General features: G+C 53.0%; 15 protein-coding genes and 1 CRISPR repeat array (1 of these 16 cut by a window edge). Of the genes, 9 read left to right on the top strand and 6 right to left on the bottom strand.

All coding sequences use genetic code 11. The features are described 5' to 3' along the window. Nucleotides 1-209: 209 nt before the first annotated feature. Complete coding sequence (locus tag Q3Y66_RS00980; protein ID WP_008956946.1) at nt 210-1,214, bottom strand: porin; 1,005 nt, start codon at nt 1,212-1,214, stop codon at nt 210-212. 320 nt (nt 1,215-1,534) lie between these two features. Between Q3Y66_RS00980 and Q3Y66_RS00975 the strand changes: the two genes are divergently transcribed. The 6 genes from Q3Y66_RS00975 to Q3Y66_RS00950 all read left to right on the top strand — a co-directional run bounded on the left by Q3Y66_RS00975 (nt 1,535) and on the right by Q3Y66_RS00950 (nt 6,614). Further along, on the top strand, nt 1,535-2,698 hold the full coding sequence (locus Q3Y66_RS00975) for a glycosyltransferase family 1 protein (RefSeq protein ID WP_008956945.1): 1,164 nt from the start codon (nt 1,535-1,537) through the stop codon (nt 2,696-2,698). After that, the gene (locus Q3Y66_RS00970; protein ID WP_008956944.1) at nt 2,661-3,200 is read left to right on the top strand and encodes a phosphatase PAP2 family protein; all 540 of its coding nucleotides are present in this window, start codon (nt 2,661-2,663) and stop codon (nt 3,198-3,200) included. Before Q3Y66_RS00975 ends, Q3Y66_RS00970 begins: the two co-directional genes overlap by 38 nt. 115 nt (nt 3,201-3,315) lie before the next feature. Further along, entirely contained in the window at nt 3,316-4,767 is a 1,452-nt protein-coding gene (locus Q3Y66_RS00965; protein WP_008956943.1) for a sodium/glutamate symporter, read from the top strand. Nucleotides 4,768-5,692: 925 nt separating this feature from the next. After that, nucleotides 5,693-5,824, top strand: a complete 132-nt coding sequence (locus Q3Y66_RS00960) for an entericidin A/B family lipoprotein (protein WP_008956940.1) — start codon at nt 5,693-5,695, stop codon at nt 5,822-5,824. A gap of 5 nt (nt 5,825-5,829) precedes the next feature. Next, complete coding sequence (locus Q3Y66_RS00955; RefSeq protein ID WP_008956939.1) at nt 5,830-6,360, top strand: YqiA/YcfP family alpha/beta fold hydrolase; 531 nt, start codon at nt 5,830-5,832, stop codon at nt 6,358-6,360. Between the two features lie 86 nt (nt 6,361-6,446). Further along, on the top strand, nt 6,447-6,614 hold the full coding sequence (locus Q3Y66_RS00950; RefSeq protein ID WP_008956938.1) for a DUF6435 family protein: 168 nt from the start codon (nt 6,447-6,449) through the stop codon (nt 6,612-6,614). Between the two features lie 108 nt (nt 6,615-6,722). On the opposite strand, the gene ntrC is transcribed toward Q3Y66_RS00950, so the two are convergent. The 4 genes from ntrC to glnA all read right to left on the bottom strand — a co-directional run bounded on the left by ntrC (nt 6,723) and on the right by glnA (nt 11,508). After that, a complete protein-coding gene (gene ntrC, locus Q3Y66_RS00945) occupies nt 6,723-8,150 on the bottom strand; it encodes a nitrogen regulation protein NR(I) (protein ID WP_008956937.1) in 1,428 nt (475 codons plus the stop codon). Then, nucleotides 8,143-9,204 (bottom strand): nitrogen regulation protein NR(II), encoded by a 1,062-nt coding sequence (gene glnL, locus Q3Y66_RS00940; RefSeq protein WP_035586359.1) that lies wholly within the window; start codon nt 9,202-9,204, stop codon nt 8,143-8,145. The genes ntrC and glnL overlap by 8 nt, the downstream gene beginning before the upstream one ends. Nucleotides 9,205-9,425: 221 nt before the next feature. After that, complete coding sequence (locus Q3Y66_RS00935) at nt 9,426-9,974, bottom strand: DUF4124 domain-containing protein (protein WP_008956935.1); 549 nt, start codon at nt 9,972-9,974, stop codon at nt 9,426-9,428. A 127-nt stretch (nt 9,975-10,101) separates the two neighbouring features. Continuing rightward, entirely contained in the window at nt 10,102-11,508 is a 1,407-nt protein-coding gene (gene glnA, locus Q3Y66_RS00930; RefSeq protein WP_008956934.1) for a glutamate--ammonia ligase, read from the bottom strand. A gap of 533 nt (nt 11,509-12,041) precedes the next feature. Here glnA and Q3Y66_RS00925 point away from each other — a divergent pair. After that, a complete protein-coding gene (locus tag Q3Y66_RS00925; protein WP_008956933.1) occupies nt 12,042-12,665 on the top strand; it encodes a hypothetical protein in 624 nt (207 codons plus the stop codon). A 36-nt stretch (nt 12,666-12,701) separates the two neighbouring features. On the opposite strand, the gene Q3Y66_RS00920 is transcribed toward Q3Y66_RS00925, so the two are convergent. After that, nucleotides 12,702-13,730 (bottom strand): acyltransferase family protein, encoded by a 1,029-nt coding sequence (locus tag Q3Y66_RS00920; protein WP_008956932.1) that lies wholly within the window; start codon nt 13,728-13,730, stop codon nt 12,702-12,704. 177 nt (nt 13,731-13,907) lie between these two features. On the opposite strand from Q3Y66_RS00920, the gene Q3Y66_RS00915 reads away from it, so the two are divergent. Together Q3Y66_RS00915 and Q3Y66_RS00910 are read left to right on the top strand one after the other, a co-directional pair. Beyond that, entirely contained in the window at nt 13,908-14,903 is a 996-nt protein-coding gene (locus tag Q3Y66_RS00915; RefSeq protein WP_008956931.1) for an esterase family protein, read from the top strand. Nucleotides 14,904-14,948: 45 nt separating this feature from the next. Next, nucleotides 14,949-15,251 (top strand): hypothetical protein, encoded by a 303-nt coding sequence (locus Q3Y66_RS00910; RefSeq protein ID WP_008956930.1) that lies wholly within the window; start codon nt 14,949-14,951, stop codon nt 15,249-15,251. A 229-nt stretch (nt 15,252-15,480) separates the two neighbouring features. Continuing rightward, nucleotides 15,481-15,922: a CRISPR direct-repeat array (repeat unit 29 nt; unit sequence CGGTTCATCCCCGCTCGTGCGGGGATCGG); it runs 3,926 nt beyond the window's last position.

Genomic DNA, 15,922 nt, shown 5'->3' with positions numbered 1-15,922 from the left:
TTATTTTGGTTATTCTGGTCGTCGTCATTGGTTTTGAACAACTCTCCTCGCAAATCAGAAAACGCGTCATTTAATATAACAAAAACATATAAAAATATATTAAAGACAACGTAAAAACCGGTGTGGAATTATCCACACCGGTAAAGATCGAAACATGCGAGCTAACTAAAAGCTAAAGAACTAAAGCAACACTAACATCACTCTATTAATTAGAAGTGATAGCGAGCGCCTAATGCGTAGTACATATCTTCTTCGAAGTCATTTACAGCATCCAGGTTACGATCGTTCAGCTCAAGGAACATATCGAAATTGCTAGACAGCTTGTACATTGACCCTAGCGCCCAAGCGTTACGCTCATCGCTAGCACCATCTACGTCGATGTTGTAGTAATCGGCGAAGAACTTCCAGGAATCGATAGCGTAAGTAGCACCAACGCCGATTTTATCGAAACCACCACCGTTAACATCGTCATCCCCGCGGGTTTCATAACCAACACGAGCAGCGAAAGCATCCGTAACGGCAAACTCGCCCGTAGCGCCGTAACGTACTTCACCGTTACCGCCACCGCGTACCGTATCTTCCACATAACCAAGCGCTAAGCGAGCGGGGCCTGTTTCGTAGACAACACCGCCCTGAGTAGCGATAACGGATCCTTCGGAAGTCTGCTCGGCTTCAGTCAAACCACGCTCAGAGAAGTGCTTGGCAGAAATAACCGCCTGAAAACCACTCATTTTAGGCGTTTTATAGCCAATAGAGTCGCCGCGTGCCTGGGTACCACCACCCGCAAACTCATAGCCGCGCTCAACGTAGACATCGAACGGCGTCATAACGTAGCTGTCGTAGAAGCTATCATAGTTACCGGCCATGAAGGTACCAAACTGCTGGCTTTCCAAGCCTAGGTAGCTGTTACGCACCTCATCGAAACCAGACTCCTGGTTGCGCTCATCACCGGTAAAACGCCACTCGACACGCGCAAATGCACGTAGATCAGTGGAAATTTGATGGCCGGCGGTAATCCGCAGACGGGAGCCGAAATTGCGGAACTCTTCACCGTTATCAACACCGTCATCAACACCACCGCCTTCAAACCCCATGGCAATACGGCCGTAGATTTCGAGATCGGTACCGTCTTGGTCATAAACGGTTGCTGCTTGTGCTGCAGAGGCTGCCAATAGACCGCTAACGGCCAGGGCCAGTGTCGTTTTTTTAAACATGATTGTTCCCATTGAAGTAGTTAATGCTTGCACTTTGCGAAGGCACAATGAAGGACGAATAACGCCTCAACGCAGGGAACTTTAAAGTAGTTATATTTCATTAATCTTAAAGTTTTAATTTTTCGGGAACTTATTTTTTTATGCTCTTTAAATAATATTGTCATATTACTTTAATATTTAACTGTTATTCAAGTGAATAGCTATCGCTCCTTATAAGCTAATTATAATTTGCATGTCATCACTTGTTCACCTGTTTGACTCTGCAGTGTCATTCACTCTGCCCACACTGCATAAAAACGTGATAAAGGGATGGATCGCTTATGCGGCTCTGCATCGTCAGTGAAACATGGTCACCGGATATCAATGGCGTTGCCCATACGCTGAGCCGGTTAAGCTACGAACTCCGTCGGCAAGGAGTGCCAGTTGATGTTATTCGTCCTCGCCCAAGAACCACCAGTCCTGCGACGGGGGTGAACAACGAACTGCAAGTGCAGCGCCTTGCTTTACCCGGCTACTCCGATGTACAGGTGGGGTTAGTCACACCCGCCACATTGCGGCGCTTTTGGGACCAACATCGCCCCGATGTTATCTACTTAGCAACCCAGGGCCCGCTCGGCTGGGCTGCTCGCCAAGCAGCGCGGCGGCTCAATATCCCTCTAGTGGCGGGTTGGCACACTAACTTTGACCACTACTGTGAAGATTATGGTGTCACCTGGCTGGCATCGACCACACGGCGCTACCTTCGCTACTTTCATAACGGCTGCGACCTAACGTTAGTACCTACCCATCAGCAAGCTAATACGCTTCAACAGCAAGGGATTCGGGATATCCATGTGCTGTCACGTGGACTAGACGGAGAACGCTTCTCACCTGCCCATCGTGATACGCAATTGCGCCAGCGCTGGGGCGTGGGCGAACATCAGCCCGTCGCACTTTACGTTGGTCGGTTAGCCGCCGAAAAAAACCTCACCCTGCTTCATGAAAGCCTTCAAGCCATGCGCGAAGTACGTCCTGATATCGCGCAGGTCATCGTGGGCGATGGCCCTGCGCGGGCACAGCTGGAGAAAGCTCTACCGGACGCACATTTCACCGGCTTCGTGGGGCAGGAGTCGCTGGCTCGCCACTATGCCAGTGCCGATCTGTTTATTTTCCCCTCGCTTTCAGAAACCTGGGGGAATGTAGTTGCAGAAGCAATGGCCAGCGGCTTAGCCGTGGTGGCTTATGACCATGCTGCCAGCGCCGAACTCATTAATAGTGGCTATAACGGTGTTACCGTCGCCGCTGGTGATAGCACTGCCTTTCAGCAGGCAGCGGTCGAGCTGTGCCAGCACCCCGCTGACTACGCGCGCCTAGGTCGAGTAGCGCGCTTACGTGCACTTGAACAGAGCTGGACAGGGATTGCCGAGCAGTTTTTGCGTTATTTACACCAAGCCCAGGAGGCTCACCATGCGCCCGCGTCCGCTTGTCGTATTCGACCGTCTTGACTTACTAGAGTGGCAATTATGCCAGCGCATATCGCGGCTCTCGCTGTATCGCCCCTGGCGCATTACCCTGCAAGCCGCCAGCCGCTTAGGTGATTGGCCGGTATGGGTGCTGCTGATTCTGGCCCAACCCTGGCTTCAACCAAACGGCTCGTGGCGGCTGATGCAGTACAGCGTTATTGCGCTGTTTGCCGTGGCCGTATATCGCCTGGTAAAAACACGCCTCTGTCGTGAGCGGCCCTTTATCACCTATAGCGAGGGCATCCTGTGCTGTGAACCGGCACGTGATCGTTATAGCTTTCCCAGCGGCCACACCATGCATGCGGTGATGTTTAGCGTATTAGTAGCCGCTCACACCCCCTGGCTACTACCGGTTATCCTACCGTTATCCCTGCTGATTGCGATCTCCCGAGTCGGGCTGGGGTTGCACTATGTGAGTGATGTACTGGCAGGCGCTGCGTTGGGCTATGCCTTTGCCTTGATCAGCCTTTATTGGATGGGGTAACTCCTCCCGTGATCGCGCAATTGGTCACTAAGCGCTATGGTTAATTCAATCTTGTCTTTTTTGAACGCTCCCGCTTAGCGTTATTAGCGGTGCGCTAACATCAAGGAGTGATGTGATGACCATGACGGTTGGTGAATTATTTATAGCGCTAGTCACCATTGCGTTAGTGCTTCTAGCCAGTAATGCTTTGCGGCTATGGCTTCCCTGGATAAGACGTCTCTTCCTACCTAGTTCGGTCATTGGCGGCTTAATACTCTTACTACTGGGCCCTGATGTTATCGGCCGTTTTCTTCCAACTTTTTTTGAGGACAGCCCAGGGCTGTTTCCAGCCTATGTTCAGGAGAGCTGGGCGGCACTGCCAGGGCTATTGATTAACGTAGTGTTCGCGGCGCTGTTTATTGGCAAAGTGATCCCTGGGCTACGCACTATTTGGCTACGCGCCGGGCCACAGGTCGTGGTCGGGCAAACCATGGCGTGGGGCCAATACGTTGTTGGTTTGAGCTTGGCCCTACTGGTGCTGGTGCCGATGTTTGATATGAACCCAATGGTAGGGGCGTTAATCGAAATCGGGTTTGAAGGGGGTCATGGTACCGCGGCTGGCATGGCAGGCACCTTTGAAGAACTAGGTTTTGCTGAAGGGGCCGACCTTGCCTTGGGCTTGGCAACGGTAGGTATTGTCGCAGGGGTATTGATTGGTACGGTGTTGATCAATATTGCTGTGCGCAGGGGGATCATCTCACTTAACGATGAGAACAAGCATTCCGATGACCCCGATGACTTAATGCGCAAAGACGACCGCCCTTCCGCTGAAGACTACAGTGAGTTCAAAAAGGATTTGGCACAAGAAGCGGGCACGACGGACCCTCTCAGCTTACATATTGGTTTAGTGGGTATCGCCATTGTGATTGGCTGGTTGATTCTTTCAGGCTTACAGTGGATTGAACAAGTCACCTGGGCGCGCGATGGTGGCTTGGAAATTCTTGCCCATGTTCCGCTGTTCCCCATCGCCATGATTGGCGGGGTCATTGTTCAACTAGTGGTGATGCGCTTTGGGTTAGAGCGTCATGTATCTAGTCGTACCATGTCGCGCATTGCTGGCACCGCACTCGATTTTACGATTGTGGCCGCACTTGCGACCCTCTCGCTTACCACCTTAGGTGAGTACTTCCTGCCCTTCCTGATGCTCTCAGTAGCAGGTATTGCCTGGGGTTTGTTTGTGTTGATTGTTATCGCCCCACGAGTGATACCTGACAACTGGTTTGAACGGGGGGTCGGTGATTTTGGCCAATCGATGGGGGTCACGGTCACGGGGTTACTGCTCATGCGCATGGCAGACCCTAAAAATGAATCGGGGGCGTTTGAGAGCTTTGGTTATAAACAGCTGATGTTTGAACCAATTGTCGGTGGCGGGCTTTTCACTGCCGCCGCCTTACCATTGATTGCCGAATTTGGTGCCCTAGCGGTGCTTATTTTTACCGCCTTATTAACCGTGGGCTGGCTTGCATTTGGCTTGCTCTACTTTGGCCGTATGGTGCCTGAAAGAGGCAAAGGCCGTTGGAAGCAGTAACGCAAAATGCCCGCTAAACGCGGGCATTTTAGTTATTTTTAGATAATTGTTATGGTTAGAGCAATTGATTAAATGTCGGGTGGCATGTCATCGCGCTCGTCTATAGTGGCCATGAAGGATGTCTTAAACATCATATACACCCCAACTCCTGAAAACCCTAAGAACAAAACAAACATGCATAACATCAATGCCATCGCCATAATCTTGTCCCTGGTCGTGTGCGGTCGTTACGTTGACGTTTTCTAACCGCTACATTTGGTTTTATCGAAAGGATAGACTAAAACACAGGTTTTATCTGTACGAGAGCTGTGTGTACAAAAGCGATGCAAAAAGCTAAATTTTAAAATATATAAAAATCAATAACTTAAAATATTTTTCGCACGCAAAAAGACCACCCCGTTTTCACGAGATGGCCGTTTTGCACCGATTCCACTCCTTGGTCTGATGAACAGCGCCTCCTTGCGCTGCAACCAGTGAGTGGGCGGATTGTCCTTTAACTTAACTCCCTGTTTGTCTTTCGGCGTCCTGCCTTCCTTTTGCCTCTCAGCCCACTCACTCAGTTACTAATAACAATTATCTACCGGCTAGAGCTAAACAACTGAACTTCTAAGCAACTACTGAGTAGCTGCAGGGACTGCGCCAATCCATACCAATAACCAGTAATAATAATAAAAAACAATGGCTTAAAAATAACCAGAATCTCCAAACAGGCTAATTTCCCTGCACTTTTGATGTGTAGAACTGGCACATGCGACATAAGCACACCTCATTGAGGCACATCTATCTAGCTGAAACACATTAAAATGATGGCGAAACGGTTCAACAGCGATTATTTTTGCTAACGAACCTTCCCACTTTGCTTTAAAAAGTGTCCTGACAGCTCTATCAATGTTTGACGCACGCCCATGCCTGCGAGGAAACCACTATGAAACGTACTATTGCGCTTGCCATACTTGTCATGACTACACTTCTGTTGGTAAGTGGTTGCAATACCATTCGGGGTGCTGGTGAGGATATCGAACAGGGTGGAGAAGCTATCCAACGCTCAGCGAGCTAAACGTGATGATGACTGTTTACTTATCCCACGGCCTAGAGAGCGGCCCAGGGGCACTTAAAATCCAGGCACTAAAAGGCGTTGCTGAAAAACTAGATGATTGTGAGCCCGTGGTGATGGACTATCGAGGCATGGCAGAGCCCCAGCAACGTCTTCAGCATCTTTTACAAGTGTTAGCCGAGCGCGGTGACGACCCTGCCCACTGTGTGTTGGCAGGTTCAAGCCTGGGTGGGTGGCTAAGTGCGGCCGTCAGCACGCAGCAGCCCGTTCTAGGCTGTTTTTTGTTAGCCCCCGCGTTAGGCATAGCCGCCTACCCTGAAACGTCGCCCACCATCCAGGCACGCCACACGCACATTATTCACGGCTGGCGCGATGATGTCGTTGCCCCTGAACCGGTGATTGAACGTGCTCGCCTGCAGCGGCTGTCGCTGAGAATGGTGGACGACGATCACCGCTTACACGCCAGCCTCGACACCATTTTGGTCGATTTTGAGCGCTTTCTATGTCAATGCAGCGCGCACTCTCAGGACGACGCATAACCGCTGACCAAAACAAACATTCGACACAAGCAATCAAAACCTATACAAATGGTGTACACCAAAACCAGATAGTGAGGAGATTGCTTATGTTTGGCATGTTTAAGCGCGACCCCAAAAAGAAACTTCAGCAAAATTATGAGCGTAAACTGCAAGCCGCGATGGAAGCGTCTCGTAACGGCGATATGCGCGCCAATGCCACCCTTACTGAAGAAGCTGAGGCGATATTGGCTGAGATCAGACGCCTTGAGCAGTAACGACCGCTCAGCCTAGGGCACTGGCAAACGCGCCAATGCGCGCCTCACGACACACCATTACATCACTACATTAGCCGTCATGAACGTTTACTGACCGGTGCTTAGCCTCTACTCGTCAGCCAGTGCTGGCAGCAGCGTTTTTAATTTTCGGGTCAGCGTATTACGCCCCCAGCCAAGCAGTTCAGCGGCTTCACCTTTGCGTCCACCGGTATGCTTTAAAGCGGTTTCAATCAGAATCCGCTCAAAATCGGGTACCGCTTCTTCCAAAAGATGGGTATGGCCTTCGGCCAAGGCATGATCCGCCCAGTCGCGAAATGCAGTACGCCAATCTCCATGGGCACTACTTTCGGAAGCGCTTGGCGAGCGCAGTTCCGGCGGTAGATCTTCAACAAGGATTTCACGGCCCGACGCCATAACCGTCAGCCACCGGCAGATATTTTCCAACTGCCGCACGTTACCGGGCCACGGCAAGCGCGTTAGGTGGGCTTCCGCTTCACTGGTCAGCACTTTGATATCGGTAGTCAGCTCTTTCGCCGCTTCGGCCAGAAAGTGCCGGGTTAAACGCGGTATATCTTCGCGCCTTTCAGCTAGTTTCGGCAGGTGAATACGGATCACGTTCAGGCGGTGGAACAAATCCTCCCGGAAGCGGCCATCTTCGACCAATACTTCTAGATTTTGGTGCGTAGCGGCGATGATTCGCACGTCCACTTTGACCGGCGTATGCCCCCCGACGCGATAGAACTCACCATCCGCCAGCACGCGCAACAGCCGTGTTTGGGTTTCCGATGGCATATCGCCTATTTCATCTAAAAACAGCGTGCCGCCGTTGGACTGCTCAAACCGCCCTTGGCGCTGCTGCGCCGCGCCCGTAAAAGCACCCTTCTCATGGCCAAACAGCTCCGATTCGATCAAATCGCGAGGAATAGCCGCCATGTTCAACGCAATAAAGGGTTTACCGGCACGCGGGCTATGCTGATGTAGCGCCTGGGCAACGCGCTCTTTACCCGTCCCCGACTCCCCGTTGATTAACACCGTGATATGCGAGTGAGAAAGGCGGCCAATGGCGCGAAACACCTCCTGCATCGCAGGCGCTTCACCGATAATCTCAGCGTTTAAGCCTTCAGGCACGGCGACCGGGCGTTGGCGTTCACGGGCATGTGCCACGGCGCGGCGCACCAGTGCCAGGGCTTCATCAACGTCAAACGGTTTGGGCAAGTATTCAAACGCCCCGCCCTGATAGGAGGCGACGGCGCTGTCTAGGTCGGAGTGCGCGGTCATCACGATCACCGGTAGATCGGGGTGCGCCTCGCGTACTCTCGCCATTAAGTCCAGGCCGTCGATGCCTGGCATACGAATGTCGGTGACCAGCACGTCGGGAGGGCTTTCCAGTAAACGCGCAAGGGCTGTATCTGCACGCTCAATACACTCAACGTCGAGATCGGGCTGCGCCAAGGCGCGCTCCAGCACCCAGCGGATAGCGCGGTCGTCATCGACAATCACCACCCGCGCAACATCTGTACGTGTAGCCTCAGTCATGACGCTTCTCCGGTAAAATTATTACCAATGGAATCAGTAAACGAAATTCGGTATGTCCGGGTCGTGAGTCGCATTCGATCAATCCTTGATGTTGGTGCAAAATCGACTGGGCGATCGATAACCCAAGGCCGCTGCCTTCAGCGCGTCCTGATACCATCGGATAGAACAGCGTTTCCTGCAGCGTATCGGGGATGCCTGGGCCGTTATCAATCACCGAGACTTCACTGACTAAACGGTGGCGTTCCGCTCCGAGGGTAAACTGACGCCGGGCGCGGGTGCGCAGTATTAAGGTAGGTTCAGGGGTTTGCGCATCGCTCATGGCTTGCACGGCGTTACGTGCAACGTTGAGGACCGCTTGAATCATCTGCGATTCATCGCCGGAAAGGTCGGGCAAACTGGGGTCATAATCGCGGCTAATAACAACGCTGGGATGCTCGGCAATTAACAGCGCGCGTACACGCTCCAACACCCGGTGAATATTGACCGGCTCATGCTTAAGCACACGGTTAGGGCCCAGCATGGAGTCGACCAAGTCGCGCAGCCGATCCACCTCTTCCACAATGATATGGGTATATTCGCGCAGCGCCGGATCGTCTAAATCCCGTTCTAACAGCTGTGCAGCACCACGAATCCCACCGAGTGGGTTTTTCACTTCGTGAGCAAGCCCACGGGCCAATATCTTGATGGTTTCTTGGCGAGTGGTCAGCGCCTCTTCACGCGAGATCTGCATTAACCGATCCCGCGGCTCCACTTCTAACAGTAACTCGTCGTCCGATAGCGGCGTCACGGTGTAGTCGACCGTCAGCGGCTCACTGTTCAGCGGCGTAATACGCGCTTCTCGCTGGGTGTAAGGATGAAACGCATCCCGCGCTTTAGCCAATACCTCATCGATGCTGTCAACACCGCCCAGAAGCGTATCTAGGCTGATGCCGTGAACGCGGCTTAAGCTAACCGCTAGTAAGGCTTCAGCGGCAGGGTTCATCCAGCGCACACGCAGCTCGCCGTCCAGCAGCAGTACCGCCGTGGTGAGATGTTCAAGCAAACGCTGATGCATGGTGGTGTCCTGAGAAATTACGTCTTCCATCGCCGTTGCAGACCTACAGGTGGATAATCAATGAGGGAACTGCAAAAAGCGCGCCAATTATGCATTTATGCCTAGTTGCACGGCTTGCGGGCATAGCCATAAAAGAAGATGGATCGTTTTAGCGCAATCACCGCGCCAAATGCCTCCATAACCGCACCAATTTAGTGCATTCGAGATTTCAACCACCCGGCCTAAGGCACCGTAATGGTCACCGCGGGCGTACGGTGCTGTAAACGCTGACTACTATCCAATAGCTCTGCTTGAAGCTCGTGCTGCCCCGCAGGAAGCCCTGTTAACCAGAAAACATCACTGTGCAGCGCGGTCTGGCTAATCTCTCCATTCACTATCAGCCGCACTTGGTGGTCATCGCGTAGCGGAGGCGCAATGGCCACTTCCACCGCGGTGCTTCGCTCCGGCAGCCGTGCGCCTTGCTGGGGCAGCGCAATCGAAAAGTGGTCATAAGGCATAAAAGGCTGCCCTGGCTTGCCACGTGGGCGCCCAGTAGCGGGCGTGGCCACCCTGGCCGTAGCCGCGCTTAACCCAGGCGGCAGGCTTGGTAACGGTGCCAATTCCAACGCCTCCCCGCCGCGGCCAGGGTTATCGGTAAACGTAACATTGCCGTGCTCATCAATGACCCTGAAAACCGTTTGCCCGAAAGCCGCACCTGAAATGATGGCCGCCCCGATGCCCAGTGCAGCGACCATCAAGAAGCTAATCGCGCACGTGGTTAGCTTACCCATACTGCTCCTCACACTTGTCACAACCTCAATAACGACAAAACCCCGCCGAAGCGGGGTTTTGATACTATTTTTATCAACTGTTACCACCGCGAGGGTGATGGTAACAGCTAGGTGCTAAAAGCGCTGATTAGCAGCTGTAGTACATATCAAACTCGATGGGATGCGTCGTCATACGGATACGCTCCACTTCTTCCATCTTGAGCTCGATGTAGGCATCGATCATTTCGTCGGTGAACACGCCACCTTCGGTCAGGAACGCACGGTCTGCGTCGAGAGCTTCCAGTGCTTGATCCAGGCTGTGTGCTACGGTCGGTACTAACTTGCCTTCTTCTGGCGGCAGGTCGTACAGGTTTTTATCCATAGCATCGCCAGGATGAATCTTGTTCTTGATACCGTCGATACCCGCCATCAACATGGCAGAGAATGCCAGGTACGGGTTGGCAGTCGGATCAGGGAAGCGAGCCTCAACACGCTTGCCTTTCGGGCTAGCGGTGTAAGGAATACGGATAGAGGCAGAACGGTTACGAGCACTGTAGGCCAGCATTACCGGCGCTTCAAAGCCAGGTACCAGACGCTTGTACGAGTTGGTAGAAGCGTTAGTAAAGGCGTTTAGGGCACGGGCATGCTTGATGATGCCGCCGATGTAGAAAAGCGCCATTTCAGACAGGCCAGCGTACTCGTCACCGGCGAACTGGTTCTCACCACCCTTCCAGAACGACTGGTGAACGTGCATACCAGAACCGTTGTCGCCTACCAGCGGCTTCGGCATAAAGGTCGCCGTTTTGCCATACGCGTGCGCCACATTGTGGATCACGTACTTCATTTCCTGAACTTCGTCAGCTTTTTTCACCAGCGTGTTGAATTTAACGCCGATTTCGTTCTGACCCGCGTTGGCAACTTCGTGGTGGTGAACCTCGACAGTCTGGCCAATCGCTTCCAGGGTGTTACACATCGCGCCACGAATATCGTGGAAGCTATCAACCGGGGGAACCGGGAAGTAGCCGCCTTTAACGCGCGGGCGGTGGCCCAGGTTGCCGCCTTCTACTTGGCTATTGGTCGCCCATGCGCCTTCATCGGAGGTGATTTTGTACATGGAGCCCTGAATGTCAGACTTCCAATGTACTTCGTCAAAGATAAAGAATTCAGGCTCAGGACCGAAAAACGCGGTGTCGCCCAGGCCAGTAGACTCTAGATAAGCTTCAGCGCGCTTAGCGATGGAGCGCGGATCACGATCGTAGCCCTGCATAGTGGCCGGCTCGATGATGTCGCAGCGCAGAACCAGCGTCGCATCTTCGGTGAAGGGGTCGAGATAGCCAGTGCCATCTTCCGGGCGCAGAATCATGTCGGATTCGTTGATGCCCTTCCAGCCTTCGATAGAAGAGCCATCAAACATCTGGCCATTCTCAAAGAATTCTTCGTTCACATCGCGAGCAGGCACAGTAACGTGCTGTTCTTTACCGCGAGTGTCGGTGAAACGCAGATCTACCCACTTAACATCATGTTCTTCAATTAGCGCGAGAGTCTTGGCTGACATAGAGTCCTCCGGTATGAGCGTGGCTTAAAGCTAACGACTGTAAGCTACCGATAAATGTGTTGTTCGACAAAATACGCGCTAAACCGCACGTTTGTCATTCTTGTTCGCTCAACGTTTGCCTGACATTAGTGAACAAATCGCTCAGCGAGCATTTCAAACCGGCTATCGTTTTAGCACGTCGTAGGACTTATGCCTACGGCCCGCTAGCCGCTTGCAAATATAATGCAGAGAGCATGCCAACTCTGCACCAATATGGCATAGAAAAACAGCAACCAATTGTTTTATAACTGTTAAAAAGTGGATCAGGATGCCTCTTGATGACGCAAAGCGGCTAAATACAGGTTCGGAAGCTGTTTAAGAAAGCCATGGCGCACCAATACAGAGCAAAAATAATGTCTTACGCGCCAATTAAGTGCATTAATAATAATGACCCCTCTTTTTTGGCTCGCAAGTTTTTTTACTTGCTACGCAAATAAGCCAGCTACTACAATAAATTACAATTTGATAGATTTGCTCACAATCGGAGTCGGCAAATGGGATCGGTTTGCTTTATCGTTGATGCCATGGTGACGGGTAACATGTTGCCACGCCACTTAAAATCCATACGTGATTCTGGCGTAGCCGACCACTTGCTGCCCATTTTGGTAACGAGCACGCAAGCCCATGCGCGTCTCAGCTCGATTGAGCAGCGTTACCACACTCATTGTTTGATCACCCCCAAGCTACCACTAGGCGCACGCCTCAATAAAGCAGCCTTTGCCAGCCAAGCTGAGTGGTTAATTATTGCACTGCAGAAACAGCCACTGCCTGCCAGCCTATGGGGCTCACTCTACCCGCAATTAAACACCTACAGCCTTGATGCCTTAATTGTTGGCCTTGCTCAGCCGTCATTGTCCAAACGCATCCTGCGCCGCTTATTGGCAAGCACGCTGCTGTTACCGCCCTACATAGCCGTCAGGCGGGTCTGGCTTGAGCGCCTGGGTGGATTTGATCCCGAGCTGGATGACGGCAGCGCGATTGACGATTTTTTACAGCGCTTGCATGACTGCCCCACTCGCCTAAAAACGTACAGCGGCCGCTTGCTTAGCCAAGCGGATGAACACACGCCCGCCATACTGCCTAACGACCCGGATCTCGCTTACACATCGAAGCGGTAAGCCGTGCCTTTCGACTTATGCACTAACGTTTTCCCATTAACGTACCTTCAAGCGCTTGCCGAACAGCATCGCTCCCAGCGTGGTGGTATTCGCCAATTTATTAAGGGCCACCGACCCGACGAGCCCCACGACGATGAGTACCAGCGCATACACGCCAATCGGCAACGAAAAAGGCTCAATCACCAGATCGGCAAGCACAAAGAACATGGGGTGGGCCAAGTAAATCCCAAACGAATACGCATTGATGTGGCGTACCCACAACGGCGCCTGGCGCCCAGCCAAATAACGCATGGCACAAAGCGTAAACAGCACGAAGAACGGAATCACCCACACCTCTTTGGATGAAAACGCCAGCCACCCCGCAAACGTCGCCGCTATAATTAGCGCCACCAACAGCACCAACCACGCTGGGTGCGCCAATTGCTGCATCCAGGTGGGCCGCTCAGTAAGGACGCCCTCTGGGGCTAGCGGGTAATAGCGCACTAGCACCAGCGCCAGGAAAAACACATAGATCCACCCCAACGGGGCGATCCACAGCAGGTAGCCGGGCAAATCAACATCAAACCAATAAGCCAGCCCCCAATACGCCATGCTGATAACGCAGGCACCCCACAGCCATGGCACCGGATTCAAGCGCCACAGCTGCCAGCGGGTAAACAGCCAATAAGCCACGTAAAACTGCATCGCAATGATCAAAAAATAGCCATGCCAGCCCGCATAAACGTAATACTCGATAGCATTAGCCACGAACCCCACCGGCTCATCCGACGCCTGTTGGCTTAACCACTCAGCGGTGGAATAAATAAAGCCATACACAAAGTACGGCACCATCACATACTTTACACGCTGAGTAAGAAACCCCTCCGGCACGGATTTATCGTAGCGAACAGCAAACACAAAGACCGATATAAACAAAAAGATTGGCGTACCCAGCACCAGCGGCAGGCGCATTAAATCAGTGGCGACATTATCAAGGCGCTGATTGACGTGATCTAATAAATGAAACAAAAAAACGGCTATACAGCCGTAAGCGCGCAACCAATAGATCTCTTCAACTTTTCGCATTGGGCCTCCCGCCGCTACATACGCCTAACCTGCTATTCTGCATTACTACTTTGTGTAACTATTCTGCGTGCCTGCTCTGCATGACGAGTCTGCAGAACGAGTCTACATAGCTACGATGAACAACCGGTGCCGTTGCGCTGTCCGACTTTATTAAACTATTTTAATTCCGGAGAAAACGTGTTCATCCCAAAGCCACCTTTCCTCTCCTACCGGTGTCGCACCCTACTCACCACTTTTATTGGGTGGCTAACACTCAGCGGGCAAAGCTTGGCAAGCGACGTTGAGCATCATCATTTTTCCTCACCCACCCTCGGTTACGACTACCCCTATAGCGTGTATTTACCTGATAATTATGACACCCAGGCGACCGCACCCTATCCCGTCATTTACATGCTACACGGCTCCTTTGGTACCGACCGCGACTGGGTTTCCCGCGGCAATTTACAACAGGTAGCCGACAGGTTAATTCGCGCAGGGCATATACCCCCAGCAGTTTTCATTATGCCCGGTAGCCGCAGCTGGTGGGTAGATGGCCACAACGAACCCGCCCGTAGCGCTTTTTTTAATGACCTAATGCCCCACGTGGAAGCTACCTATCACGTTGGGCAAGAACGCCACCTACGTGGCGTAGCGGGGCTTTCCGCCGGTGGCTACGGCGCGCTTAACTTCGCCCTAGAACGGCCTGATTTATTTGCTGCCGTAGCGGCGCTAAGCCCCGCAAGCTACGTCCCCCTACCACCGCGCAACTCCTCCGCCTGGCGCCACCCAGCCTTTATAAATGACCAAGGGCAATTTGACCGCGAGCTTTGGGAAACCCTCAACTACACCGCCCATTTAGAAGAATACCGCCTGCGCGTCATCCCCCGCGGCACCGATGAAGAAGGCGACCTTCCCCCCGTGCCACTGTATATCAGCGCCGGGCGCAGCGACGTATACGACGCAGAGTTTCACGCCCGCTTACTCCGCCAAGCCATGGAGCGCATTCAACCCAACGAGGTACGGCTCGACCTTTACCCCGGCGGCCACACATGGCAGGTTTGGCGCGCCAGCCTACCGGCAGCGCTTAACTTCCTGTTTCAATATGTGGGTCAGCCCAATAACGTAGCGGCAGCGGAAAAGTCGGCGGAACAAGCAATGCCTGTCGAAGAAAGCCCTGGTGAAGTAAGCAGCTGAACGCACTACACTAAAGCGACATCCAACGTGACAAGGAAGACGACGATGCATCAGCATGTAGAATGGGATAACCCAGGTAGCGCCAGCGTAGCGGAGTACTTTAAAAACGACCCCGACCATAACGCCCCCGACCCAGGCGACATTATTTCTGCCCGCTACCAAGGCGCCATGGTACGCATCAAGGTAGAAGCATACCGCGAAGATGACGCAGTAAGCATTGGCGAAGTTGTCGCGATCATCGACGCCAAAGGCGGCCGCCACCAAAGCCACAGTAAACTCGATGTCGGCCACATCGTCAGAGTCCCCGACGACAAACGCGCCATGGAAACACCGCCGAAAGAAGATTAACTCGTTAGCGCGTTCCTGATTTCAGTAACAGAGGCCATCCAACGTGATGGCTTTTTAGTGGTTCCTCGTTATTCTTCAGAGCGGGAGTATCTCTACCAGCTTGATAGATGCACTGGTAGAAGGTAGCTTTAGCTCGCGGCTCTTTAGGCTGCCTGGGCGGCAGCTATCATGTTAAGCCTCGCGAGTGCGGGGAGCTGTGGTTTTCAGGCTGTAGGCGAAGCCGAAAGCACGGTTCATCCCCGCTCGTGCGGGGATCGGCGTTTATTGACGACCTGGGCATTATCCCCGCGCGGTTCATCCCCGCTCGTGCGGGGATCGGCTGCTCATTAATGTCGCCATTGTTGAAAGCGTCGGTTCATCCCCGCTCGTGCGGGGATCGGTGGTCAGTCGCTTTTCGTAGCTGCTGGTTGATCGGTTCATCCCCGCTCGTGCGGGGATCGGTTGTTCTGCTGTGGTGCCTGCTGCTGGCCTTGCGGTTCATCCCCGCTCGTGCGGGGATCGGGGTCTTCCGCGTCGTACAGGCAGTGCCAATTCTGGTTCATCCCCGCTCGTGCGGGGATCGGGACTTCCCAGAAGTCTTGAAACAGCTCCTTGTCGGTTCATCCCCGCTCGTGCGGGGATCGGTACGTGATGCCTGCCACTGGTAAACGCCTCACCGGTTCATCCCCGCT

Origin of the sequence: Halomonas sp. HAL1 (assembly GCF_030544485.1) — a bacterium.
GTDB classification, from domain to species: Bacteria; Pseudomonadota; Gammaproteobacteria; order Pseudomonadales; family Halomonadaceae; genus Vreelandella; species Vreelandella arctica.
This window is presented reverse-complemented; position numbering and strand designations above follow the sequence as displayed.